Source organism: Rhodococcus sp. KRD197 (genome assembly GCF_017168235.1).
Classification (GTDB): domain Bacteria; phylum Actinomycetota; class Actinomycetes; order Mycobacteriales; family Mycobacteriaceae; genus Rhodococcoides.
Genome location: NZ_JABFAO010000002.1, coordinates 651249 through 672823 on the forward strand (window position 1 = coordinate 651249; position 21575 = coordinate 672823).

Annotated in this window: 17 protein-coding genes and 1 tRNA gene; 11 read left to right on the forward strand and 7 right to left on the reverse strand. The window is 63.3% G+C overall.

All coding sequences use genetic code 11. The features are described 5' to 3' along the window. The first annotated feature begins 24 nt into the window (after positions 1–24). The 5 genes from J1M86_RS05270 (at position 25) to J1M86_RS05290 (ending at position 6120) form a co-directional block, all read left to right on the forward strand. Entirely contained in the window at positions 25–576 is a 552-nt protein-coding gene (locus J1M86_RS05270) for a DUF3558 family protein (RefSeq protein WP_206509054.1), read from the forward strand. After that, positions 577–1110 (forward strand): DUF3558 family protein, encoded by a 534-nt coding sequence (locus J1M86_RS05275; protein WP_206509055.1) that lies wholly within the window; start codon positions 577–579, stop codon positions 1108–1110. A gap of 36 nt (positions 1111–1146) precedes the next feature. Further along, on the forward strand, positions 1147–2334 hold the full coding sequence (locus tag J1M86_RS05280; RefSeq protein ID WP_206509056.1) for a DNA polymerase III subunit delta': 1188 nt from the start codon (positions 1147–1149) through the stop codon (positions 2332–2334). A gap of 193 nt (positions 2335–2527) precedes the next feature. Next, positions 2528–2600, forward strand: a tRNA-Thr gene (locus tag J1M86_RS05285). A gap of 328 nt (positions 2601–2928) precedes the next feature. Continuing rightward, positions 2929–6120 (forward strand): HAD-IA family hydrolase, encoded by a 3192-nt coding sequence (locus J1M86_RS05290; protein WP_206509057.1) that lies wholly within the window; start codon positions 2929–2931, stop codon positions 6118–6120. A gap of 12 nt (positions 6121–6132) precedes the next feature. On the opposite strand, the gene J1M86_RS05295 is transcribed toward J1M86_RS05290, so the two are convergent. The 4 genes from J1M86_RS05295 to J1M86_RS05310 all read right to left on the reverse strand — a co-directional run bounded on the left by J1M86_RS05295 (position 6133) and on the right by J1M86_RS05310 (position 10666). Continuing rightward, on the reverse strand, positions 6133–7119 hold the full coding sequence (locus J1M86_RS05295) for a 1-phosphofructokinase family hexose kinase (RefSeq protein ID WP_206509058.1): 987 nt from the start codon (positions 7117–7119) through the stop codon (positions 6133–6135). Positions 7120–7235: 116 nt separating this feature from the next. Then, complete coding sequence (locus J1M86_RS05300) at positions 7236–8063, reverse strand: fumarylacetoacetate hydrolase family protein (protein ID WP_206509059.1); 828 nt, start codon at positions 8061–8063, stop codon at positions 7236–7238. Between the two features lies 1 nt (position 8064). Then, positions 8065–8997, reverse strand: coding sequence for a VOC family protein (locus tag J1M86_RS05305; RefSeq protein ID WP_206509060.1), 933 nt, complete (start codon positions 8995–8997; stop codon positions 8065–8067). 49 nt (positions 8998–9046) lie between these two features. Further along, the gene (locus J1M86_RS05310; RefSeq protein WP_206509061.1) at positions 9047–10666 is read right to left on the reverse strand and encodes an MFS transporter; all 1620 of its coding nucleotides are present in this window, start codon (positions 10664–10666) and stop codon (positions 9047–9049) included. Between the two features lie 166 nt (positions 10667–10832). Between J1M86_RS05310 and J1M86_RS05315 the strand changes: the two genes are divergently transcribed. The 5 genes from J1M86_RS05315 (at position 10833) to J1M86_RS05335 (ending at position 17584) form a co-directional block, all read left to right on the forward strand. After that, positions 10833–11618: an IclR family transcriptional regulator gene (locus tag J1M86_RS05315; protein ID WP_206509062.1), complete on the forward strand. Its 786-nt coding sequence runs from the start codon at positions 10833–10835 to the stop codon at positions 11616–11618. Between the two features lie 71 nt (positions 11619–11689). Next, positions 11690–13252, forward strand: a complete 1563-nt coding sequence (locus J1M86_RS05320) for an FAD-dependent monooxygenase (protein ID WP_206509063.1) — start codon at positions 11690–11692, stop codon at positions 13250–13252. Between the two features lie 28 nt (positions 13253–13280). Beyond that, positions 13281–14807, forward strand: a complete 1527-nt coding sequence (locus tag J1M86_RS05325; RefSeq protein ID WP_206509064.1) for a carotenoid oxygenase family protein — start codon at positions 13281–13283, stop codon at positions 14805–14807. 54 nt (positions 14808–14861) lie between these two features. Further along, positions 14862–16313: an aldehyde dehydrogenase family protein gene (locus tag J1M86_RS05330; protein WP_206509065.1), complete on the forward strand. Its 1452-nt coding sequence runs from the start codon at positions 14862–14864 to the stop codon at positions 16311–16313. After that, positions 16271–17584 (forward strand): CdaR family transcriptional regulator, encoded by a 1314-nt coding sequence (locus J1M86_RS05335; RefSeq protein ID WP_206509066.1) that lies wholly within the window; start codon positions 16271–16273, stop codon positions 17582–17584. Before J1M86_RS05330 ends, J1M86_RS05335 begins: the two co-directional genes overlap by 43 nt. Before the next feature lie 38 nt (positions 17585–17622). On the opposite strand, the gene J1M86_RS05340 is transcribed toward J1M86_RS05335, so the two are convergent. After that, entirely contained in the window at positions 17623–19107 is a 1485-nt protein-coding gene (locus J1M86_RS05340) for a carotenoid oxygenase family protein (protein ID WP_206509067.1), read from the reverse strand. A 94-nt stretch (positions 19108–19201) separates the two neighbouring features. Next, on the reverse strand, positions 19202–20332 hold the full coding sequence (locus J1M86_RS05345; RefSeq protein ID WP_206509068.1) for a diguanylate cyclase: 1131 nt from the start codon (positions 20330–20332) through the stop codon (positions 19202–19204). Positions 20333–20497: 165 nt separating this feature from the next. On the opposite strand from J1M86_RS05345, the gene J1M86_RS05350 reads away from it, so the two are divergent. Next, a complete protein-coding gene (locus J1M86_RS05350; RefSeq protein ID WP_206509069.1) occupies positions 20498–21166 on the forward strand; it encodes a TetR/AcrR family transcriptional regulator in 669 nt (222 codons plus the stop codon). Between the two features lie 12 nt (positions 21167–21178). Here J1M86_RS05350 and J1M86_RS05355 read toward each other — a convergent pair whose 3' ends face one another. Next, a complete protein-coding gene (locus J1M86_RS05355; protein WP_075838013.1) occupies positions 21179–21529 on the reverse strand; it encodes a metalloregulator ArsR/SmtB family transcription factor in 351 nt (116 codons plus the stop codon). Between the last annotated feature and the right edge of the window lie 46 nt (positions 21530–21575).

A 21575-nucleotide genomic window follows, 5' to 3' on the forward strand; every position in this document is an offset into this window, starting at 1 on the left:
GGGTCCGCGTGCGTCCAAGTTCGTGTGGGAAAGAAACTGGCAATCGCCCTGTGTGTGCTGGCGCTGACGGGATGCGCCCAAACGGTAGCGGGCACGGCCGTCGGCGAGGACAAGTGGCAGGGCCAAGGGGTGACCAGGAGTCAGACGCCCTCGACCTCACCCTCGTTTTCGACGTCTCGACCTCTTCCGTCGACGCCGGCGACACGGCCATCCGGGTTCGATCCCTGTGCTATCGAAGATTTCCAGCTGGAGATCTTCTTCGGCGTGGATCCGGAGACACGAACGAGTGTCGCGGACGGCGAAGGATGTCTCTGGTCCGGTGAGGACCAGTGGTTCTCCGCCTTCGGCATCGATGTGAATCGAGAAGCGCTCGCGACTGTCCCTGGTGTTACCGGTCTGGGCGAGTTCGAGTCGCATGGACAGACGGTCCATCGGTATGTGATCGACGGAGCCTCGTGCGTCACGGTGGCCGAGATCGACGGTCAGTCTGTGCAGTTCGTAATGGTCGAGCATGAATTCGACTCGCGTTGTTTCGAGTTGGAGGTCGGTACCAGGTCGATGCTGGGGGTTGCGTAGATGCGCGCCTCGAAGGCAGTTTTCGGTGTCGCAGTGGCAGCTCTGGTTGCAGCGACCGGTTGCTCCGCGGACATACGCGGGACCGCCACCGCGGTATCCGAGGAATCCGACGTGTCTACGCCGGCCTCGTCGGAATCGATGCCCACGGACTTCGATCCATGTGACTTGACTGCAGACTTGTTGGAAGAGCTCGACCTGACCGGTGTACAGCCCAACGAAGTGCCCGATTCGTCTGGCTGTGTATGGGCGAGTGGCATCTTTGCGCTCGGAATTCTTCTCGTCGAGGACGTCACGTTCATCGAGGATCCGGCCGCGAGAACTGAAGTCTCCGACATCGAAATTTTGCCGTTCGAGGACTACACGACGTATCTTTTCGTCCTCGACGGCGACATGTACATGACGCAGACCATGACGGAGAGGGGTGCGTTCATGGTCTACATCACCCGAGCCGGTGATGCATCGCTGGCCGACGAGCGCGAATCCTTGTTGACTGTTTTCGAGGCGATAGCACCCTACTTTCCGCCACCTCGCTAAGGCTTCGAGTCGGACCCGCCGACTAGGCTGCCACCCATGGCTGGAGTATTCGACCGACTGATCGACCAAGAGGACGTCGAGTCAGAGCTGACCGGTGCTGCCGTCGGCGCCCGCACCGGCGATCCGGGGTCGGCGATGACACATGCCTGGCTGTTCACCGGCCCGCCCGGATCGGGACGATCGATCGCTGCGCTGTGTTTCGCAGCTGCTTTGCAGTGCACGTCGGCGGGATCACCGGGCTGCGGTGAGTGTCATGCGTGCACCACGACGATGGCAGGCACGCACGGCGATGTTCGACGCATCATCCCGCAAGGACTGAGTATCAGTGTCAAGGAGATGCGCGAGATCGTGCAGATCGCGGCGCGCCGACCGAGTACGGGACGTTGGCAGATCGTGGTCATCGAGGATGCGGACCGGCTCAGCGAGGCTGCGGCGAACGCGCTGTTGAAAGTTGTCGAGGAGCCGCCGGAGCGGACCGTGATGTTGCTGTGCGCGCCATCCACCGATCCCGAGGACATGTCGGTGACGCTTCGCTCGCGCTGTCGCCACGTCCATCTCGTCACGCCCACGGCGTCCGCTATCGCACAGGTGCTGCAGACGCGGGATCAGCTGGACGCCGAGACTGCGCAGTGGGCCGCGTCGATCAGTGGTGGCCACGTGGGACGTGCGCGCAGGTTGGCGACCGATGCAGACGCTCGGGCTCGGCGCACCCGCGCGCTCGGGTTGGCGTCGGCGGCGGCACGCCCCAACCGGGCGTATCTGGCAGCCGAGGAGGTGGTCAAGGCAGCGGAGACCGAAGCCGCCGAGATCAGCGCCGCACTCGACGGTGTCGAAATGGAAGAACTGCGCACCGCGCTCGGAGCGGGCGGGACCGGCAAAGGGGCGGCCGGTGCGCTGCGCGGATCGGCTGGAGTGATCAAGGAGCTCGAGGCCCGGCAGAAGTCGCGGCGGACGAGAAACGTTCGAGATTCGTTCGACCGAGCGTTGATCGACCTGGCCGGACTGTATCGCGACGCCCTGACGCGGTCTTACGGCTCCACCGCAGTGCTGAACCACCCGGATATGTCGGAGCAGATCGAGCGGATGGCCAAGGGCGCCTCACCCGAGGCGTTGCTCAAGAGCATCGAGGCCATCCTCGAATGCCGCGAGGCGCTGGCACTGAACTCGAAACCGAAGTTCGCGGTCTACGCGATGGTGGCCCAGCTGGGCGCGGCGTTGCGCTGACTGGGGTCGGCCTCCTGGCATGAATGTGCCCTTGTAGCTGTCTAGCCGTTGCGATGGCCCATTGATGCCGATGGGGTTGGCCGATGGGGTTGGCCACTGGGGTTGGCCACTGGCCACTGCCCCGTGAGCCCGAGGGTGGGCGATTTTCGTTTCGGTGGGGTGCTCCGTTAGACTCACCAACGCCGTAAGGCACGCCGCCTTAGCTCAGTCGGTAGAGCATTTCACTCGTAATGAAAAGGTCAAGAGTTCGATTCTCTTAGGCGGCTCAGAGAACGGAAGCCCCTCACCAGGACAGTCTGGTGAGGGGCATTTTCGTGCGCGGACTCGACGTGAGGAGAGATCTGCGGAGACGAAGGAAGCTACCGATTCATCCGGTGGGCGGACTTGAAGGAGCCTGCGAGCGACCGAAGTGCATGTGGTGAGGTTTCGGACTTGGGTCGGGACCTTGGACTCTGTCCTCCAACCGTCGACGCTGCCAAGCTGTATTCAACAGCTGCCCAGTCGTGGAGGTCGCGATGCCCAAATGGAATGTTTTCGTCGCAGCAGTCAGACCCGACAACCTCGGTCGATCATGACGGTCGAGACTGCGTCGACGTGAAGGTCAATGGACACTGGATCGAAGCTGTTCTCTTCGATCTCGATGGTGTCGTCACCGACACGGCCCAGGTTCATGAGCGAGCTTGGAAAGCCGCATTCGATACGTTGCTCAGTGCCGCCGGACAAGGGGATCGACCATTCACGCATGAGGACTACCGAACCTATGTCGATGGCCGAGACAGATTCGACGCGGTCCGCGTGTTCGCTCGAGCGCGCGCACTGGATCTTGTCGAAAGCCCAACTGAAGCTTCGTCGCTGGGCAGTGTCCAGGAATGGGCCGACCGCAAGAACACTGAGTATCTGTCGGCGCTGACCTCCCAGGGAGTTCGCACCATCGAAGATACGATCGATGTGTTGCGGCGACTGCGGATGGCGGGTATCCCGACAGCGGTGGTCTCGTCCAGCCGAAACGCTCGCGCCGTGATGGCACTGGCCGGTGTCGGAGGCTTGTTCGACGTGCGCGTGGACGGCACCGATGTAGAACGTCGACGCCTTGCAGGCAAGCCCGCACCGGATCTGTATCTCGAAGCGGCCCGGCGGCTCGGATTTCCGCCGAAAACGTCGGCTGTTGTAGAGGATTCGGTTGCCGGAATTCAAGGAGCGCGGGCCGGTGGATTCGAATTGGTGATCGGACTGCAGCGGGCATCCGCACCCGCGCTACCCAATGCCGACATCACCGTCGGCAGTCTCGCCGATCTGGATATCGACATCGGTACGGACACCCCGGCCGGTGTCAACGAGGGATGCGAATTGTGCAGCGGTGACACCCGATCGCCGTGGGAGTTGCACTACCTCGGCTTCGACGTTTGGGAGGAGGGTATTCGTGAGAGTCTTTGCACTCTGGGAAACGGATACTTCGCAACTCGGGGAGCCCTGCCGGAAGCGACTGCGGATGGAGTGCACTACCCGGGTACGTATCTCGCCGGGTGCTACAACAGACTCCGATCGACCATCGACGGTGTCGACCACGAGGACGAATCGATCGTCGCATGGCCGAATTGGCTGGGTACCACGTTCAGTATCGACGGTGGTCCTTGGTTCACCCCTGCCAATCAACGACCACTGCATCACCACATCGCCCTCGATCTGAAAAGGGGCGTTCTCAGACGAGAGAGCCTCCTTTCCGATAACGATGGGCGTCGCACATGGCTTCGGCAGACACGGATCGTTTCGATGGCGTCACCGCACCTGGCCGCGCTCGAAACCCGGATCGAACCGGAGAATTACCGGGCAATGATCGCAGTGCGCTGTGCGCTGGACGCCGATGTTCGCAACGGAAACGTCGCCGACTTCCGGACACTCGACAACGTGCACCTCACCGATATCGAAACAGGGCTGGGAGCAGACGATCTCGCCTGGATCCGGCTCAGAAGCCGCCAATCCCGAATTTCGGTCGCGCTCGCCTCACGAGTGGACTCGTCAGCTCCGGTTCGACGGGCTAGCGATCAGCCGACGAGTGCATTTCACGAATCGTGGGCGGAGGCCTCACCGACCTCCGGAATCTACATCACGAAGACGATCGCACTTTACTCCTCCCGGGATCGCGCTATCACGGATCCGCTGAGCACTGCGTTGTCCTCGCTTGCCGAACGTGACTCGTTCCCCATGCTGGTCGAGAGCCACGTACGGCAATGGCAAAGGCTCTGGGATCGCTTCGATCTGAAGGCCAGTTGCTCCGACCCCGACACCGTCCGAGCGGTTCGCCTGCAGCTTTTCCACGTAATCCAATCACTTTCACCCCACACCGTGGATCTCGACGTCGGTGTCCCTGCCCGTGGCCTGCACGGGGAGGCCTACCGCGGTCACATCTTCTGGGACGAGTTGTTCGTGCTTCCCCTGTTGAACCTTCGCACACCGGAGTTGTCGAAGTCGCTGTTGCTCTATCGCCATCGGCGACTCCCGCAAGCGCGACGGCGAGCCAGGGAAATGGGTTACCGCGGCGCATTGTTCCCTTGGCAGAGCGGAAGCGACGGTAGAGAGGAGACGCCGCGCTTGCTGTTCAACCCGAGATCCGGGCGCTGGATGCCCGATCATTCGAGCCGACAGTTCCATGTCGGGTTATCCGTGGCGTACAACGTGTGGCACTACTGGGAAGTGACGGCGGACCGCGAATTCCTCGCATCGTACGGGGTCGAACTCTTGGTGGAGAACGCTCGATTCTGGGTGAGCCTCGCATCGCTGGATGCCGCCGACGGGCGGTTCGACATTCGCGGAGTCATGGGTCCCGACGAGTTCCACGACGGGTATCCGGGCCGCCCCGGCGCGGGAATCGATAACTGCACCTATGTCAATGTCATGGTGTCGTGGAGTCTCAGACGCGCGTTGGATGCGTGTCGGATCGTCTGCCGACCCGAGGACAACGGTTTGTGGAGTCGGCTCGATGTCGATCCCTCCGAACTCGATACCTGGCAGAGACTCGCGAGCCGGCTACGTATCGAGTTCCTGGACAACGGGTTGCTTGCACAATTTCACGGGTACGGCGAACTCGGCGAAATCGACCTCGACGACTACCGACTGAGGTACGGCAACATCGGACGTCTCGACCTCATCTTGGAAGCCGAACATGATTCGTGTGCGAATTACAAGGTCTCGAAACAGGCTGACGTTCTGATGCTTCTGTACCTCTTCACCGCAGAAGAACTCACCGGCCTACTCGCCGGAATGGGATACGAATTCGACCCGAACACCATTCCGGCGACCGTCGACTACTACCTTGCCCGTACAACTCATGGCTCGACGTTGAGCCGGGTTGCGCATGCCTGGGTCCTCGCGCGAGGTCACCGTCGGGACTCCTGGGAGATGCTCCGTGAATCGTGTACTGCTGATCTCGTCGATTCACAACACGGAACTACCCGCGAGGGAATACACCTCGGGGCGATGGCCGGCAGCGTGGATATCCTGCAGCGCTGCTACACCGGAATCGACGTTTGGGGCGACACCCTGCGGCTTCATCCACAGCTTCCCAACGAACTTCGATCACTCGAACTCAATCTCCGCTACCGCGACCACTGGATCCACCTTCGGTGTGACCAGACTTCGACCACCGTCACGACCCGACCGAGCACCGCACCCCCGATAAGAATCAGCATCGACGGGCGGAAATTCACCCTCGAGGGCGGTGAAACCGTCGTAGCCGCTGTCGAACTCACACGTGGCGCGGATCTGAGACCGGTGCCTCGTCCGGGCTGATCTCGAGCAAGATCATCCGATATCCGCGAGCAAGCGTTGGTACAAGCGATCCACGTCCTCCCTGGTGCAGGGTTGAGATCCGGGAGTCAGAGTTGCCGCTGCTCCGGCTGCGGTTCCGAGTCGAACGGCCTCCGTCAACTCCCACCCTTGGTCGAGCGCAAAGGTTATCGCTGCGACCATGCTGTCGCCCGCTCCCACGCCGTTGCCCGCCGACAGGTGCACGCCCGGCAACACGACGCTCTCGTCGGAAGTAACCAGTACGGCACCGTCAGGACCCAGTGAGATTACGACCACATCGCTCACCTTGGCCATGATCAGCTCACGCGCGGCGGCAATCTGTGAGGCCAAGTCCAGGAGAGGGGCGCCGACACAGTCTCGGAGTTCGCGGATGCTGGGTTTGATCAGGTAAGCACCGGTGACGGTGGCCAGTGCGGGGCCCGATGTATCGACCACCAGCCGACAATCGTGGTGCGCCGCGAGTTCAGCGATGCGGCCGAAAAATCCGTCGGAACATCCAGGGGGGAGGCTGCCACTGACCACCAGATAGCCGTTGTCGAGCATGTGCTGCTCCAGGGCCAGCAGACAGCGGGCCTCGTCGGAGGAGTCCAGGCGCGGCCCGGGCAGCACGAAACGATATTGCAGCCGGTTCTGTTCGTCGGTAGCGGTGAAGCTCTCGCGAGTCGAGTCGCGGACAGGCACAGCGCGTACCGGGATTCCGTCACGTTCGATCAAGGCAAGCAAGTGTGCACCGGCATGGTCGCCTGCTGTCACGATTGCAGTTGCTTCGCCGCCCAAGGCGATGATTGCCCGGGCGACATTCACGCCTCCTCCACCGGCGTCGTACCTCGGGTTGCCGCAACGCATTTTTTCCGTATGCATCACGTGTGGCACCGACACGTTGATGTCGAGCGCCGGGTTCATTGTGAGAGTGGTTATTGCAGTCAGTGCTGATTCCGTCGCCGACTCGATGGTCGCCGACTCCGGAAATTGGTGGTTCATTCAGGACTCCGATCGCTCGGATTCCGACTGTTGCAGCCCGCGAGCCATTGGGCCAGAGCATTGATCCTTACGCCCGTGGGACTTATGACCTCTCTACAACTGGTAGACGATCGGTGCTAACCGTCGCCGGCCACCAGTCGGTTGCTCACCGCGCCGAGGTGGTCGATCTCGACGCTGACGTGATCTCCCGGCTTCAGCAGTAGCTGGGGTTTGCGGCGGTACCCCACCCCGCCAGGGGTGCCGGTGAGAATGACATCCCCGGGTTCGAGCGTGGTGAACGTCGAGATGGTTGCGATCAGGTTGGGCACCGTGAACAGCAATTGGGACAGATTCGACTCCTGCACCTTCTCACCGTTGACGATGGTGCGGATGCCGCAGCTGTCGAGGTCGACCTCGGCCGGGCAGACGATGCGCGGTCCGAGTGGTGTGCTGGCGTCCCAGGCCTTTCCCTGCATCCACTGGTGGGTCTTGTACTGGAAGTCGAGCATCGTGATGTCGTTGGCGACGGTGTAGCCGAGGACGTGATCGAGAGCGTCTTCCTCGGTGATGCGTCGACCGCGCCGCCCGATGACCACCGCCATCTCGCCCTCGTAGTCCACCTCGGAACTCTCGGGTGGAACGACGATGTCGTCGTATGCGCCGATGAGGCTGGAGGCGAACTTGGGGAACATGACCGGGTACGTCGGGAAATCACGCTTGGTCTCGACGATGTGATCGCGGTAGTTGAGTCCGACGCAGATCACCCGCGCAGGGTCGGTGACCACCGGTAGCACGCGGACCTCCTCGAGGACTAGAGGATGGTTCGTCATCCGCTCCGCCGATGCCAGGGTCTCGATCGTGGTGCTGCGGCCGATCTCGGAGATGTCCTGCAGCGGAATCAGTGATTCGCCGTCCACCTCGCCTACACCGCGAACTCCGTTGTATTCGTAAGAGAGGTAAGACATGTCAGATCTCGCTTTCGCTCGTCTTGCGCCAGCTCGCGAGCTGGCCACCCCACAGGTTCACCGATGCGGGCACCGGTCGCCATCGGCGCGGAACGTACTCGACGCGGTCGTCGTGGAACTTCTCCATCTCCGCCGACAGCTCGATGTGGTTCCCGGCCGGATCGTCGAAGAACACGAACAGGTTGTTTCCCGGGCCGTGACGGCCCGGCCCCCACACCACATCGACACCGAGATCGGTCAGTCGGTCGCACCAGGACTTGAAGTCCTCCCATTCGGCCAGATCGTAGGAGTAGTGATCGAGGTCGCCGGGGTGTCCGTTCTCGACCACGGCGAGGATGTGATGGTCACGATCGCTGCGCAGCCAGGCGAACTTGCCGTCGTCCAGTTGATCGGAGATGCGAAATCCCACGGTGTCGACGAAGAACGAGACCATCGCGGCGACGTTGTCGGTGCCGAGTGTGGTGTGCTGGAACTTGATGGGGCGGCGTCCTGGATCGGCGGCATTCTCACCCTGCCGATGCACCGGGCAGTGGAAGTGCACCGGAGTGCCGTCGGGGTCGACCACCGAGATTCCCGACGGCGCCCCGACGGCATTGTCTACGACCGTGGGGTCGAGGTCGGTCACCTCGTGGCCGGCAGCGACGAGGCGTTTGGCGATGCCCTCGATTCCGTAGTCATCGCGGACCTCGAAACCGTAGTAGGCCAGTCCTTTCGGTCCCTCGAACAGGTCGAGTACGTGGTGTCCGAATCCCCAGCCCAACCGGAGACCTCCGCCTGCCAGAGTGTCCTGGATCGTCAGGCCGACGGTGCGTCCGTAGAAGTCCGCGGCATCGTCGATGTTCGGAACGGTGAAGCCTATGTGCGAGACGGCCGTTCGAGAGAGGGCGCCTGCGGCGCCGCGCTCCTGCAGAGTGACGCGAGTGGGTGTGTGCATGTCAGAAATCCGCCTTTCGGGGCGATGTGCGGGTGGTGTGGCGGTCATGTCAGTCTCTCGTCGGTTGCAGACGATCGGTCGTCGACGGGAGCGAGGTTGCTTTCGGTGTGGGTGGGGCCACCGGGCCCCGAGGCATTCCGCCTGGAATGACGAGGGCGATCAGAGCGGCGAGGACACTGGCCCCCACGCAGAGGTAGATGCTGGTGTCGAGGCCTGATTCGAGTGCGGTTCGGGCGAGTGGGGCGACTACGTCGGACACCGGTCCGAGGTCGGCATTGGCCACTGCCAGTGGCCCGCCCTGTTCGTTGACGCCGGTGGCCACGCCGACGACCTCGGGCGGTAGGGATCCGTCGGACAGGCTGGATGTGAGGGTGGCGCCCGCGACGCCGAATGCAACGGCACTGACGATGGCCGGACCCAAACTCTGACCTGTCTCACGAACGAGACTGGTTACGGCACTGGCCATCCCTGCGTAGTCGATGGCGACAGCGCCGACTGCCACTGCGGTGAGCGCGGTGAACATGGTGATGAATCCTGTACCCAGCAACAGGATGGGGCCGGTCATCGCCAGCAGCGACGTGGAATCGCCGGGCAGCTGGGCCATCCAGAATTGACCGATAGCGAGAGCCAGCAGTCCGGTCACGAGCAGGGTTCGGGGTGCGATGCGCATCAGCAATCGCGGCAGGAACGGTGTCAGCAGGAGGGGGACGGCTTGGATCAGCGCGAACGGCAGGGCAGCCTGCAACGGCCCGACGTGCAGTATCGCCTCGAGCTTCACGCTGAGCGCGTATGCGGTTCCGATGAAGCCGAACATAGCGAGAAGGCCGATTGCCGCCGCTGCGGCGAAAGATGGTGTGCGAAACAGGTTCAGGTCGAGCATCGGCGTTCGCGCACGGCGTTCGCTGATCACGAAGAGGATTCCAGCTGTGATGGAAATGACGAATGCAGCGATGATGATCGGGGTGCCGAATCCTTCTACCGATCCTTGAATGACGGCGTACAGAAGGGCGAGCAGGGACACGGCGATGGTGATCTGTCCGGGCCAGTCGAGTCCGCGCCCTGCGGGATGACGCGAGTCGACGATGACGAGCGCACTGACTGCGGCAGTGACGAGCCCCAGAACGGCGGGAACGGCGAAGGACCAACCCCAGCCGAAGTGTTCGGCGGCGAAACCGCTGATCAACGGCGCGATCATGGCGCCGAATGCCAAACTCACCGCCCAGTACGACAGCGCGCGTGCGCGGTCTTCTCGCTCGGGCGTGGCCGAGACCAACATGGCCAAAGACGTGGGAAAGATTGCGGCAGCACCGAGTCCGGCGATCGCCTGCCCGACTATGAGCTGCGTGAGTGTTCCGGATGTTCCGGCGACGACGTCGCCGGCGGCGATGAGAACGCCACCCCAGACGAGCAGTCGTTTGCGGCCGAACATGTCACCGAGTACACCGAAATTGAGTTCGAGGATTGCGGTGGGGAGGATGAACGCGGCCGGAATCCAGGCCAGCGCCGCGACGCTGGCACCGAGGTCACGCTGAATGATTCCCAGCAGGGGCGCCGCCAAGGAAACCCCCATCTGCGCGACACCGATTACGAGGCAGCATGCGAGCAGCGTGCCCCGATCCAGTTTCTGTGCGTGCTTGACGGGGCCGCCACCCGATCGTGTGGATGTCATGGGGTTCCTTGCCGGAGATGGAATGGGGATGTCCTATAAATCAGGACGCATGTTCCTTAATATAGGACAATATTCATGGCCTGGATCACAGATGTCAATAGTTTCGACCATCAAAAATCTCGCATAGCGATTGTGCATTCCTGTAATTCAGGAATAGTGTGGTCGTATGGCAACGGATTCGAGCGGATACCGCGAGCGCAACAGCACTGCAGATCGGGCCTTGGTCATCTTGGGTCTGTTCACTGAGGACCGGCTGCAGATCAGTGCGAACGACGTCGCCGAGGCGCTCGGCAGCGCCAGGTCCACCGCGTACCGATACCTGCAGACGTTGGTTGCGGCCTCGTTCCTCGAGGAAGCTCCGGGCGGCGGCTTCCGCCTCGGCATCGGCGTTCTCGAGTTGGCGAGGTTGGCCCGGCGCGGGTACGGATTGACCGCGATCGCGCAACCGGTGATGCGCGCGCTGGCGGACGAGGTCGGCGAGACCGTCCTTCTTACACGGCTGGTGGACGACACCGTGGTCTGTATCGAGCGATGCGAGGGTGCCAAGCAGCTCGTTCGTCTGAGCTACGAGCGGGGCAGTCGGCTGCCGATCAACGCCGGCGCATCAGCGCTCACGCTGCTGGCGTGGTTGCCGGAGAAGGAAATTCGTGAGCTCCTGGGTCGCCATGCCCTTCAGCGCTTCACCGAACGAACGCTCACCGATGTCGATGTGCTCGTACAGCGCCTCGCGGAGATCCGGAGCGCCGGCTACGGCATGACCGTTGCCGAGGTCGATCCGGACGCAACCGGAATCGCGGCCCCGATTTTCGACGACAGCGGCGCGGTTGCCGCCGCGCTGAGCATCGTCGCCATTCGCAGGCGGGTGCCGGAGGATCGGTCCGAACTGCTGGTCACCGCTGTTCGGACCGCTGCCGAAACTCTGTCTCGGAAGTTGGCGGTCGTGAGATCATGATTCCCTGTAGTCCTATTTAGCAGGACTCTATTCCTATTTAACGTGACGCGCGCTACGTTGGGGTGGTGAACATGTCAGCCGACACCTCCTACGATGTGGCGATCTGCGGTGCCGGACCGGTCGGAATGACGGCGGGGCTACTGCTCGCGGCGCAGGGAATGACCGTGATAGTCCTCGAGCGCCGGTCGACCACCAGCAACGAACCCAAAGCGATCAGCATCGACGACGAGGCTCTTCGCGTGTACCAACAGGCCGGCGTCGTGGACCGTGTCCTGCCGATCGTCGTGCCCGGCACTGGAACTCGCTACTTCGACAGCAACGACGAACCAGCGTTCCACGGCGGGGCAGCCATCCCATACCGGCTCGGCTACCCCTTCAAGAACCCGTTCGCCCAACCGGACCTCGAGCGGGTGCTGTTGTCAGCCCTCCAGGATTCACCCAGTGCCACCGTGCGCTTCGATACCGAAGTCACCTCCATCTCCCAGCATGCCGACGCGGTCGAACTCGTGGCAGGGGGCCGCTACCTCTCCGCCCGGTATCTCCTGGGGTGCGACGGCGGCCGGTCGACGGTCCGCTCCCTCCTCGGCATCGAGATGACCGGACGGAGCCACCCTGAATTGTGGCTCGTCGTGGACACACTCGGCGATTTCCACACCGAGCGATACGGAATGCACCACGCCGACCCGAAGCGTCCGCACGTGGTGGTACCCGGATTGAACGGGCGCTGCCGATACGAGTTTCGGTTGTTCGACGGCGAGGGCACGGTGACCGACGCCCCGCCCTTCGAACTCATCGAAGATCTCGTCTCTCGCTACCGCACCATCACGCCCGACCAGGTCGAGCGAGCCGTCAACTATCGCTTTCACGGACTCGTTGCAGACCAGTGGCAGCGCGCTCGATGCTTCCTACTCGGCGACGCGGCCCACATGATGCCGCCCTTCGCCGGTCAGGGACTCAACTCGGGGATTCGGGATGCGGCGAACCTCGCATGGAAGATTGCAGGTGTCGTTCGCGGGACTCTGAACGAGACCGTCGCGCAGACATACGAATCCGAACGAGCACCACATGCGCGAGCTGTCGTCCGTGCGTCCGAGAGGCTCGGCCGGGTGGTGATGACGACCAACGAACGGCTCGCTCATCGCCGCGATGAGCTCATCGGCGCCGCACTGAAAACCGTGGACGGTCGGCGATTCTTCGAGACAATGGCGTACAGACCTCCGTACGAATTCACCGACGGAATGATCGTCGCAGGCAGCGGTGTCGGTGTCGTGGTCGGTCAGCCCCGGGCTTTCGACTCCGCGACCCGAACGATCGAGCCGCTCGACGACGTGCTCGGACCGGGATGGGCGCTGGTGGGAGTGGACGTGACCGACCCCGCCGACTGGAAGCAGGCATCGCGCATCGCCGATCTGTTCGACGCCTCGACCGCGATGGTTCCCACCGACCACACAGTTCCCCGACTCGAGTCCGTGAACGTACTGCTCGATGTCGACGGCCGACTCGATGCCGAATTCGCGGCATATCGAGGGCATTTCGTTCTACTGCGACCCGACCACGTCGTTGCTGCGGCGTGGTACCCGACCGAGACCGACCGGATTCTTCCCGCAGTGACGGCATGGACTCCCGAGCTGTGACCGAGAACCCAGACGAAAGGCGCTGACAATGCGTGATCTACCGGCTCCCCTCCCGACGACCGTCGTCCGGCGGAACGCACCGGCCCCGCCGCGTCGCGCCGCGGACGTCGACTGGAACACCTCGAACAAGTTCCTGAACGGACCGTTCGCGCCGTGGCACGAGGAAACCGAGTCGTTCGATCTGACCGTGATCGGAAAGTTGCCGGACGACCTCGCCGGCGCACTCTTCCGGGTAGCGAACAACCCTCGATTCGAACCGCTCGACACCGACCGCTACCACTGGTGGGAAGGCGACGGGGGTGTCGCGGGGACGTACATCCGCGACGGCAAAGCCTCGTTCCGCATGAAGTGGGTCAACACCGACTCGATGAAGGTCGAGGTCGAGGCCGGCGAAGCTCTCTACAGCGGATTCGTGAACGGTTCGGGCAAGGCGCGCCGGGATCTCCCGCAGGGCGCGCCTCCGGCCAAGAGTGTTGCCAACACCAACGTCGGGCTGTTCGCCGATCACCTTCTCGTGTATTTCGAAGGGGGACTGCCCCATTCGATGCATCCGGAGAGCCTCGACACGCAGGGAACATACGATTTCGGCGGTGCCGTCGACATCCTGTGCACCGCGCACTACAAAATCGACCCGGCCACTGGGAACATGCTCTTCTACGCGGCAGTAGGCCCGAGCCTGACCTGGTACGAAGCCGATCCGACGGGTACCGTCGTGGACACCTTCTCCTTCGACATGGGCTGCCCGGCAATGGTCCACGATTACATCGTCAGCGAACACCTGGCCATCTTCCTGATCTCGCCGAACCAGTTCCGGCTCGACCGGATCATGGAGGGTCGCCCGGGTGTGCTCTGGGACGAAACGGCGGTTCCGGGCGGTAGCAGGTTTGCGGTACTCGACCGGCGCACACACGAGGTGACCTGGTACGACACCGGGCTCATGCTCGCGCCGACGCACTTCTTCAACGCGCACGAGACACCGACCGGCATCGTGGTCGATCTGCACGTCATCGCTCGCTTGGGCAACCCCGCCGACGACTCCGACGAACCGCTCGACTCACACTCCTGGTTCCCACCGGCCATGGCCTGGCGATTCGTGCTCGACTCCGCGACGAAGACGACCACCCAGCAGATGCACAGCGGCATCGCCGGCGAGTTCCCCAAGATCAACGACGCCTGGCTCGGCAAGAAAAACCGGTTCGGCTACTTCACCACCACCCGGAATCTGTCGCCGTTGACCATGACCGACGGTCTCGCTCGTCACGACTTCTCGACCGGCCAGACGATCGTCCTGGAAGGGCCCGACGGCCTGACCAGCCCCAGCGAACCGGTGTTCGTCCAACGCCGCGGTGCTACCGAGGAAAACGACGGCTACCTGCTGACGATCTGGTGGAATCCCGCGACCGGCCTGTCCGAACTGCTGGTTCACGAGGCGAGCGCATTCGTCCGCGAACCGTTGGCGCGGATCAAGCTCCCCGTCCGTGTGCCCTTTGCCTTCCACGGATCCTGGGCCGAGGCCGAGGTGCTCGACGCAGCGGTCGCCGCACAGTCCGCATGAACAGACATGGCACGAACAGACATGGCACGAACCGATTCGACGAGAGGTAAGAACATGGCAAGCACAATGGCGTGGGCGCACAAGATATTCGACGGCCAGTGGAGAACAGGCGGAGGTGGAACACTCGACGTCGTGGCGCCGGCCACGGCCGAGGTGATCGCCACCGTCGGTGCCGCAGATGTCGGTGATCTCGACCGTGCCGTCGCCAAAGCGGTTTCCGCACAGCGAGAGTGGGCGGCGAAGCCGTACACCGAACGTGCTTCGGTGATGACTGCGGCCGCAGCGTTGTTGGCGGCTGATCCGGAGCGACTTTCGCGATGGCTGGTTCCCGAGTCCGGGTCGAGTCAGGGCAAGGCCGGCGGCGAGGTTCAGCTGGTGGCGGCCGAGCTCGCGGAGGCCGCCAATCTTGCCTCGCAGCCCTACGGTCAGGTGCTGCGCAGCGCGAAGTCGCGCTTCTCGGTGGGCCGATACGTACCGGTGGGTGTCGTTGGGGTGATCAGCCCGTTCAACTTCCCTGCGCTGCTCTCGATGCGGTCGGTGGCCCCGGCTCTCGCGGTCGGCAACGCCGTCGTCCTCAAGCCCGACCCGCGTACCCCAATTTCCGGAGGGCTTGCTCTCGCCGAGCTGTTCGCCGAAGCCGGATTGCCCGAGGGCTTGCTGCACGTACTCCCATCCGGAGCCGATGTCGGGGCCGCACTCGTCGCGCATCCGGATGTACCCTGCATCTCCTTCACCGGATCCACCTCCGCGGGCCGGCGCATCGGTGAAGCGGCCGCACCACTGCTGAAGAAAGTCCATCTCGAACTCGGTGGAAACAACGCCTTTCTCGTACTTCCCGACGCCGACATCAGCGCGGCCGCGTCGGCGGGAGCCTGGGGATCGTTTCTGCATCAGGGCCAGATCTGCATGGCGTCGGGTCGGCATCTGATCCCGGAGCATCTCGCCGAGGAGTACATCGGCAAGCTCGCCGAGATCGCGACTCGCATAACGGTCGGCGATCCGAGTGACCCGTCCAACGCGCTGGGGCCGATCATCGACGAGAACCAGTTGAAGCGCGTCGACGGGATCGTGCAGGCAACACTGACAGCCGGTGCGGACCTCGCGGCCGGCGGCACCTACGAGGATCTGTACTACCGGCCTACCGTGCTCGGCAACGTCCCCAAGGACTCGCCCGCGTTCACCGAGGAGATCTTCGGCCCGGTCGCGCCGGTCACCACGTACCGAACTGTCGACGAGGCCATCGATATCGTCAACTCTTCGGAGTTCGGGCTTTCCGTTTCCATCCTGACCGCGAACCCGTTCAAGGCCTTCGAGCTTGCCGACCGCATCCGTTCCGGAGCGGTGCACATCAACGATCAGACGGTCGACGACGAGGCGGTGGCTCCGTTCGGCGGAGTGAAATCATCGGGATCAGGTGGGCATTTCGGGTCGACGGTCAATCTCGACACGTTCTGCGACCTGCAATGGGTCACGATGCAGTCCGACATCGAAAAGTACCCCTTCTGAGGGAGGAGATCGCCGTCGTCATCGCCGCGCTCGTTCCGCGTGGGACCGAGCCCGTTACCGGGTTGGCGAGCGCGGCGTGTCGACACGGCGAGACGATCCTCGGTGCCAACGCGGTGGCGTGGGCTGTGCAGGTGGCCGGCGATCTCGCAGCTCGTGCTCAGGCCGAGCGCCCAGGTGGGGCCGTGCCGGTCCACGACATCGCCGTTCAGGGGGAAGTTCTCGTCCTGCAGATTCTCTCGACGCTGGCGGCCACCGACGATGTCGGCGGGTCGGTGGACATGGCAGCAATCGCGGAGGAGCAGATCAGAGCGCTCATCGCCGTGGGCGCTCCCTTCGAGCGGGTCGCAGAGACGATACGTATCGCGCACGAAGTGGTGGTGCGGGAGTTGTTGGGTGTGGCCATCGCACGTGAGGTCTCCGCCGCGACGCTCACAGCGATCACCGTGTCGGTGGCACGCGCGACGGACGAGGTGCTCGCGTCCCTGGCGAAGCGTTATGTCCAGGAGGCAGAGCGGTTCTCCTCGTCGGTACAGCACGCCCGGCACGAGCTGATCGACGCGCTGCTCGACGGGAGGCCGGTCGACGAGCATGCCGTGGCCAGAATTCTCGGAGTGTCCATCGACAACTATCACCGCAGTTTCGTCATCTCCGGGTCGCCGTCGTATCCGCATGTCGATGTGCGGTCGCTACGTCGTGCTGCCGATGCGATCAAGAATCGGCTCGGTGCACGGACGATCGTCGTGCGAGAGAACCCGAATTCTCTGTGGGCGTGGGTGTCCGCGGATCGCCGCCTGCCCGCCGACGAGTCGGTCGTCGCCGCTTCGATCGGCGACGAGGTGCGGGTGGGCTTCGGCTCGATGCAATCGAAGGCGGCCGGTTTTCGTCGTACACATATGGAAGCCGAGGCCGCAGCACGGTACGGGCACTCGACGGCGGCCCCCGTGGTCGACTATGCCCGCCACACACTCCCGGTACTGCTGAGCGCCGATACCGAGAGAGCTCGATGGTTCGTCGAATCGGAACTGGGGGAGCTGGCTGCACAGAATCCACGTAGTCGGGAACTCGTGGCCACGTTGAGATGCTATTTCGACTCGAAGTTGCGAATCGCTGTCGCTGCGGAACGCCTTCATGTGCACCGTAATACCGCGATCCACCGGTTGGCCGCTCTCGAGACGATTCTCGGGCATCCGGTGACCGAGCGACTCGCCGAGGTGCAGGCTGCATTGTTGCTTCTCGACGTCATCGGCAACCCGCCGGACGAGACCCCGTGATCTTCGAACTCTTTGTCGATCACGGGGTCTCGTTCAGGTCAGACGGTCTGGGATGACACGGCGGCCTCGATGGCTGCGCCGTCGATCCAGTTGCCGTGGAATCCCATGGGGACACGCTGATTGAGTTTGATCCGCGCGACCGGTTCTGCATCGAAGTGCAACGCGTCGTGGATCAGCATTTCCGTCAATCGAGTGAAGGGATTCCACCACAACGACATCATCCAACCGTCGTCCTCGCTGGTGGCGTCATCGCGTGGGACGAAAACAGGTTCCGACGGTGAGACGAGCTCGGCGTTGGGGATCGTCGTGGTGAGATCGCCCTGATAGTCGTGCTTGGCCAATCCGTCGGTGAGCCATCGGTCGGTGCCCTGCGTTGTGGCGTAGTAGCCGAAGCGATGCTTGCGCAGCGCGTACTCGTCGTTGATTCGCGGGAACTCACCGACGACATCGTTGATCTGGTAGTCGCGGGTGAGGCGCTGCGAACTCAGGTCGAGCACCCACCGCCATGGTTTCGCCACCATGGAGTCGAACCACTCGTTGCAGTCCTGACCCGGTGCGATCGCCGCCGACTCCTCGCTGAGCCACCCCCACCGATCGGTGCGGTGACCGTCGATGACGATCGAACTTCCCTCCTGGTAGGCGTTGTAGAAGTGCGTGCCGGAGTACGCGCCGCCACCATCGATGAACGTGACGGCACCGCTGTGGCGATCGAGTACTGCGAATCGCGTCCCGTTCGAGGTCTCGGGGTCCCACACCACCGACGGTTTACCTGCCATCAGGTCCTCCGGCCCGGTGAAGAGGGTGGGCGTGATCATGAAGACGGCGTAGTCCTCGGTGGCGACGAAGTCGTGCAAGAAGCACGCGACACCCATGTCGAACTGATGGCTGTCGAGAAGCTTGCCGTGGGAGTTGGCGTGATACCAGGTCAATGTCGAACCGGAGACACCGTAGAAGAGCATGTCGCCGTTGCGCGGATCGGTCTTCCAATGCGCGGTGACGGGTCCGGAAACATCACCGTGGTAGTCGTATTGGCCTCGTGTCTCCAGCGTCGTCGGATGCAGTTCGTGCGGGAGGTCGACCTCGGTGAAGACCAGCAGCCGGTCGTCGAACAAGGTGACGTGGGTATTGGCGGGGTTCTTCATCGGCGGATCGAGCGAAAAATCAACTGGGACGCCACCATTGAGGATGCTGCCGTACACAGCCTTGCCGTTTTCCTCCTCGACCTTGAACGCTGCCGTCCTCACCCAACGGCTCGAGGCGTGTGCTCTGCCGTCGCGGAGAAACACACCGTAGATCATCCCGTCACCATCGAACCAGTGATAGCGATTCGGGTGTGGTGGCTGTACGTGCGGATTGGAACTGGTGCGATACAGCGCTCCATTGAGTTCGAGCGGAATCTTGCCCACTACTTCGAGATCGAAGGTATCGGCTTCTTGATGCCACGGCTCGAACGGTCCGTTCAGTGACCTGTTGTTCTCGTCCCACATGTGCTCGTCCTCTGCTGTCAGGGCACGTCCAGGCATTCGCCTGTCGTCTCCTTCGAGCATGGACTCGCTTGCGGCTGCGGGCATCGGTCGAAGCGCACACCGTTGGGCGCGTGTGCTTACCGGCTGCAGCTCAGCGCGGTCGTACCGCATTCGTGGCGACGGATACGGTGCCGCCGCCGTTGCGTTTCGCCTCGTACATGGCGACGTCCGCGTCGCGGATCGCGTCGAGCATCTGCTCGGTGCTCGGGGGCGCGGAGCCTGACGGCAGAATCGCAGCACCGACACTGAAAGTGACCGGCGGTATGTCCGCTCGCGGCGCCACGAAGGTCGGGAAGGATGCCACGATCTGGTTCACACTGGTGCGCGACCCGGTCACGATTGCGGTGAACTCCTCGCCTCCGGTGCGCGCCACGATCGCGTCCGGTCCAGCGTGGCGAGTCAGTTGTTGCGCCACCTCGGCGAGAACGGTGTCTCCGGCAGCGTGGCCGTAATTGTCGTTGACCGATTTGAAGGAGTCGATGTCCACCACCACGGCTGCGACGGTCGAGGCCGCGCCACCGAGATGTATCAATCCGCTGGCGAGGTCGTCGAGTCCGTCGGCGAGCCCGCGCCGGTTGTACAGGCCGGTGAGAGCATCCCGGCGTGCCAGCTGGGACTGTCGGATCATCCGCGACCACAGCGCCTGCAGCGATGCTGGCCCGCCCAGTGCAACGGTCAACACGATCTGTGCCCGGACGAGAATGGTCGTGACGGATTCGGTGCCGTCCTCGAGCGCTGCCAGCGTGAGCACCGCCACCGTCGCGAGGACCACTCCGCTGTGCACTGCCAGGCTTCTCTGGCCCAGCGCGAGCAGCAGGTAGAAACCCGGCGCCATCAGTAGGGGAGCAGCGATGAGCGCCTCCGATGGCGATGCCAGGAGCAGCAGAATTGCCACGATTGCCGCTTCTGCCCAGACGGCGAAGAGCACTGCGGTCCGCGAGCATCGGCGCACTTCGACGACCATCCAGGCCGCGGCCAGCACTGAGTTCAGTACGAGGATCGCTACCACTACCCATGCGCCGCCTTCGACGAACGCGTGGCTGTCTGTCAGGGCTATGGCGCCGATGACCGAGGCGTTCGCGGTCGATGCCGCGATCAGCCGTCTGGTCCGGACGCCGAGGAACGTGGATGGGTTCGTGCTCGCGTGTGGCTTCGCGCTCGGGTGTGGCGCTGTTGTCCCGCGCCGCCCGGTCCCGAATGTCGGCGGTATGAGTGTGATCATGCCCGCTCCGTCCCATTGAGCCCATTGAGCCGAGCTGGAGTCTTCGCCTGTTCGGCGAAGGCACGGCTCCTGCTCGATGTGTTGTTCATAATAGCCTTAAGGCCAATATGGCTAGCATTAACGGGGAAATCACCCAAAAACGAGACAGGCGGTATCCTTCACGCGATGGTACCGACCGAAACCGGCGCGGAGCCGGACCCGAACGCCCGGACTGCGGACGTCCCGACCTCGGAGCGCGCCGAATCCGGCGAGCCGCGATCGAGGTCGAAGCGGCCGGGTGGGCGTAGTGCGCGCGTCCAGGAGCAGGTGCTCAGTGCCACCCTCGCTCTGCTGACCGAGCGCGAGATCGAGACCATTTCGGTCGCCGACATCGCGGCTCGCGCGAACGTGGCCGAGACGACGGTCTACCGCCGCTGGGGTAGTCGCACCGGGGTGGTCAGCGAAGCAGTGATGAAGCTGGCCTCGGCCAACAATCCGCCCCCGCGGACCGGGAGTCTGGCCGAGGATCTCACGGTGCTCGCAAAACAGGTGGCGTTGCTGATCTCCCGGCCCGAGGTACGTCGGCTGTTGCGCGCGGTGTACGCCCTTTCGGGCGACCCCGAGATCGACGAGGCGCGCACAGCGTTCTACGCCGCGCGATTCGAACTCGCCCGTGACATCGTCGAGCAGGGGCAGCAGCGCAGCGAGATCGGCGCCGATATCGATTCCGATGATGTCATCGAAAGTCTGGTTGCACCAATGTACTTCCGACTTCTCGTCAGTGGCCGCGAGGTCACCGACGAGTTCGTCGAGCGGTGCGTTCGCGACACCCTGCTGCTTTTCACTGGGGAGTAGCTGCGCCGCTCGTCAGCTGAGGTCTGGGGCGCTCAGCCCGAGATGTTCGATGTGATAGACGGCCTCGTCCAGAAGCATCGCAACGTGGTTGTCGTAGAGGCTGTAGATGACGCTTCGCCCTGACCGGGTGCCCGTCACGAGGCCCATTGCGCGCAGCAGCCGGAGTTGATGGGACACCGCTGACTGTTCCATCTCTACGGCGTCGGCGAGGTCGTTGACGCCGCTGGGACCCTGGCGCAATTGCGTGAGAATGCGAAGCCGGCTCGGTGTTGCCAGGGCTTGAAGCGTGGCGGCGACGGTCGCTGCGGAGTCTGCGTCGAGCTGCGCCGGCGGCGTGGTGCGTCCGTCGACCGTGTGTCCCATGCCACAACTATAGCTAATGTACACATGTATAGCTCTTCATGTAATC

What these genes read in the sequence shown, in the direction of transcription:
- J1M86_RS05275 (WP_206509055.1), top strand. Translation starts at nt 577, where the DNA reads ATGCGCGCCTCGAAGGCAGTTTTCGGTGTCGCAGTGGCAGCTCTGGTT.
- J1M86_RS05280 (WP_206509056.1), top strand. Translation starts at nt 1,147, where the DNA reads ATGGCTGGAGTATTCGACCGACTGATCGACCAAGAGGACGTCGAGTCA.
- J1M86_RS05295 (WP_206509058.1), bottom strand. Translation starts at nt 7,119, where the DNA reads ATGAACCACCAATTTCCGGAGTCGGCGACCATCGAGTCGGCGACGGAA.
- J1M86_RS05300 (WP_206509059.1), bottom strand. Translation starts at nt 8,063, where the DNA reads ATGTCTTACCTCTCTTACGAATACAACGGAGTTCGCGGTGTAGGCGAG.
- J1M86_RS05305 (WP_206509060.1), bottom strand. Translation starts at nt 8,997, where the DNA reads ATGCACACACCCACTCGCGTCACTCTGCAGGAGCGCGGCGCCGCAGGC.
- J1M86_RS05310 (WP_206509061.1), bottom strand. Translation starts at nt 10,666, where the DNA reads ATGACATCCACACGATCGGGTGGCGGCCCCGTCAAGCACGCACAGAAA.
- J1M86_RS05315 (WP_206509062.1), top strand. Translation starts at nt 10,833, where the DNA reads ATGGCAACGGATTCGAGCGGATACCGCGAGCGCAACAGCACTGCAGAT.
- J1M86_RS05320 (WP_206509063.1), top strand. Translation starts at nt 11,690, where the DNA reads ATGTCAGCCGACACCTCCTACGATGTGGCGATCTGCGGTGCCGGACCG.
- J1M86_RS05325 (WP_206509064.1), top strand. Translation starts at nt 13,281, where the DNA reads ATGCGTGATCTACCGGCTCCCCTCCCGACGACCGTCGTCCGGCGGAAC.
- J1M86_RS05330 (WP_206509065.1), top strand. Translation starts at nt 14,862, where the DNA reads ATGGCAAGCACAATGGCGTGGGCGCACAAGATATTCGACGGCCAGTGG.
- J1M86_RS05335 (WP_206509066.1), top strand. Translation starts at nt 16,271, where the DNA reads ATGGGTCACGATGCAGTCCGACATCGAAAAGTACCCCTTCTGAGGGAG.
- J1M86_RS05340 (WP_206509067.1), bottom strand. Translation starts at nt 19,107, where the DNA reads ATGCCTGGACGTGCCCTGACAGCAGAGGACGAGCACATGTGGGACGAG.
- J1M86_RS05345 (WP_206509068.1), bottom strand. Translation starts at nt 20,332, where the DNA reads ATGATCACACTCATACCGCCGACATTCGGGACCGGGCGGCGCGGGACA.
- J1M86_RS05350 (WP_206509069.1), top strand. Translation starts at nt 20,498, where the DNA reads ATGGTACCGACCGAAACCGGCGCGGAGCCGGACCCGAACGCCCGGACT.
- J1M86_RS05355 (WP_075838013.1), bottom strand. Translation starts at nt 21,529, where the DNA reads ATGGGACACACGGTCGACGGACGCACCACGCCGCCGGCGCAGCTCGAC.